1 protein-coding gene is annotated in these 3,168 nt (G+C 57.9%); it reads left to right on the top strand.

Features of this window, described 5'->3' with window-relative positions; all coding sequences use genetic code 11:
• Positions 1-464: 464 nt before the first annotated feature.
• Positions 465-3,068 (top strand): TonB-dependent receptor domain-containing protein, encoded by a 2,604-nt coding sequence (locus ABX749_RS27285; protein WP_372898808.1) that lies wholly within the window; start codon positions 465-467, stop codon positions 3,066-3,068.
• Positions 3,069-3,168: the final 100 nt, after the last annotated feature.

The following is a 3,168-nucleotide window of genomic DNA, read 5'->3' as shown; positions in this document are numbered from 1 at the left end:
GAGGCGACGAGTCCTCTGCAGTGGGCGTATTGGCAGAGGACTCGTCGCCTCGTCCACTACCGTCTACCCGAAACGCAAGGTGGCACGGAGTACTCGAGAGGCGACCCTGGCCGGCGAAGTGAACACCGCGATTGACCGTTCGACCTCTCCTCGCTTCGCTCGACCCTCCTGCCAGGAGGATGACGTCAACAGGTCGCCCCGCCAGTGTCTTGCAACGTCTCGCCGGACCCCAGTGCTAGCAACTGCGAATCCAGGCAAGCTAGCACGTTAAAATCGATTGCACGGGAAAGAGTCGCATTTGGTGTTCCCCAGGCCGAAGATGAGGGACAAGCGTCCTAACCGTTACCACCGTACGCGGCGGGCAGCGGTTTGACAGCGAACACCGTGCGTGACTTGCCGACTCATCTCGAAGAAACCTGATGCCGAGACAACGTATTTTCTGCCGCAATTGGATTGCCTCAGGTTTGTTCCAACTGCCTTTTACCGATGTCGGGGCGATCGTCCTTGCCGTTGCCACGGTGATTGCAGGCAACGCCGCGGTGGCAGGACCGCCGCGTTCGGCGACTGCGCCTCAAGAGCAACGAGGGGAGCTTGTCGACGTGATCGTGGGTGAGATCGGTGACGCAGATACGAATGCGTCTGGGGTGACCCCCGCTTTCTCCGACCACACGATCGAACCAGCCGACGCGGCGGACGCTCTGGTTGACCAGGTTCTGTTTCAAGTCGACCAGACGACTCCGTTGGTCCCCGCGCCCCAGACCTTTGAAAGTCCGATCGGGTTGACGCCCCAGGCGAGGGAATTTGCCGACACGATTCTCGCCTCTCGCGACACCAGTTTGCTTTCCTCACGTAGACGTCGCTACTCGCGTTCGCGGTCGGATGTCGTGTTCGGATCCGAAGCCAAGTTCCGAGTCTCCACGGACGCGGGCAACCTGCTTGGAAAGTCGATCACGGCACCGGGCGTCCAGGCCAAGAGTCGGTCTCCAATCATCACCGACACCAAGGTGCACGGCAGCACGGTCGGTCAGCTGATCGCATCGGGATCCTATTGGTTTCCCGCCCGACAGGATTTGGACACCGTCTTGAACAAAATTGATTCACGCATTCTGGAGGACGTGATCATCATCAAGGGTCCGTTCGCGGCTCGCTACGGTCCCGGATTTGATTTCATCGACTTTCAAGTGATGCAGTCACCGCGCTATGAAAACGGATTCGAGTCTCACGGCAGTTCGACGGCCGAATACAAAAGTAATGGCGAACAATGGTATGGACGTCAGTCCGTTTGGGGTGGCAACCAAGATTACGGATTCCGCATCGGCTACGGCAAACGTTCGGGAAGTGATTACCACGACGGAAACGGCGATGAGTATCTATCCAGTTATCAATCACAAGACGTCGACATCGCGTTCGGTTGCGACCTGACACCGTATCGGCACCTGGAAGTCAGCTACATCTGGTTGGAACTCAACGACGTCGAGGTGCCGACGCAGCTGTTGGATATCGGCCACCTGCGGACTCACGGGATCGACGCCAATTACGTGGTGGAGGATTCCGGAATCTTCGACGTTCTGACGTTCAATACCTGGTACAACGAAACCAGCTTGAACGGGAACGCCAACTCGGAGGCCAAACGTGAGGCGATCCCGTTCTTGGGGACGAACATCGGTCCGATCCGATCCAACGCCCGCAACATGTCCACCGGCTACTCGCTCTCGGGCGATTGGATTTCTGAGGACAGCGTGACGACCGTGGGAAGCGACCTGCGCTATTTGACTCAGGAAGTGAATCAGTTCTCGGAACTGCCGCTTCTTTCTCCGCCGTTTATCAACGGCAACGACGCATCGGCGGAGGTGAATGGTCCTGTGCCCGAAGCATATTGGGCCAACCCGGGGTTGTTCATGGAACGTATTCGCCGCGTGACGGATCGATTGACCGTCAGTGTCGGCGGCCGTGTTGACGTTGTCGAGACGAATGCGAAAACCGTCGTCGACCAAGTGGGTGGATTGTCAGGTCCGCTGGTTCTGAATGGGCCCAACGGAGAATTTCCGTTCGTTTACAACCCCAACGGTGACCCCGTCAACGTGATTGACCCAGGCACCGGCAATGTCCTGACGTTTCCGGGCGTGCAGGCGGAATTGGACGACGTGTTATTGGGCGACTTTGACCGTTCGTTCGGGCTGGGATCCGTTTACGTTGACGCCGATTACCAGCTCAATTCGGATTGGACCACCGGCATCGGGTTCGGTTATGGCATGCGTGCACCGACGATGACGGAACTGTATTCGTTCCAACACATCTCGACGATCTTTCCCCAGCAAACGTTCTCCATCTTGTTCGGCAATCCGAATCTCGAGCCGGAACGCCGCTACCAGATCAACGCGTCGCTGGCGACCGACAAGGGCTGGTATCGCGCCCGGGTCAGTGGGTTTGCCGCTTGGATTGAAAACTACATCACCTTCGATGCATTGTCTCCCGATTTCTACGCCTTTCAAACCGTCAACACGGATCTGGCAACGTTGGTCGGCTTTGACTTCGACGGCGAAATGGATTTGACCAAGCGAACGAACGGGTTTGTGACGGCGTCCTACACCCAGGGGCGGGATCGGACACGGACGTCGAATGCGGCCGCCAGTGCCTTTGATCCTCCGGGATCAGAATTGCGCAGTTTGTTGGCCGGCACGGAAAGTGAAGCGCTGCCGAACATGTTGCCCCTGCAATCTCGCGTCGGAATCCGCTTGAACAACGGTTGCGACCAGCATTCTCCATGGGGCCTGGAAATCTCCGCCTTGTTTGTCGCCGGTCAAAGTCTCGTCGCCCACTCGCTCGGCGAGGTTCGCACGCCCGGATACAGCATCTTTGACCTGCGTGGCTACTGGCGTCCGACGAGCTCGGTCACGCTGCACGCGGGCGTGGAGAACTTTGGAGACAATCAGTACCGGACTCACCTCGATCCCGCCGGTCGAGAGCTGACGTTCCTGCCAGGATTGCCAGCAAACACTGCAACCTCGATCGGCAGCGTGTCGCAACCCGGCGCGAATTTTTATCTCGCAACCGAGTTCACGTATTAGTGCTCTGTCAACGTTTAAACGTTGGATGTCTGCCCCGAATGACACCGGCATGAGTGTTGGTGTGCAGGCTTTAGCCGCTTACTGTCGCTGCGTAGCAGCG

The sequence above is a fragment of the Stieleria sp. genome (assembly GCF_041595215.1).
Taxonomy (GTDB): Bacteria; Planctomycetota; Planctomycetia; order Pirellulales; family Pirellulaceae; genus Stieleria; species Stieleria magnilauensis.
The sequence above is the reverse complement of the archived record's forward strand: the minus strand, read 5'-3'. Positions and strand labels throughout refer to the sequence as shown.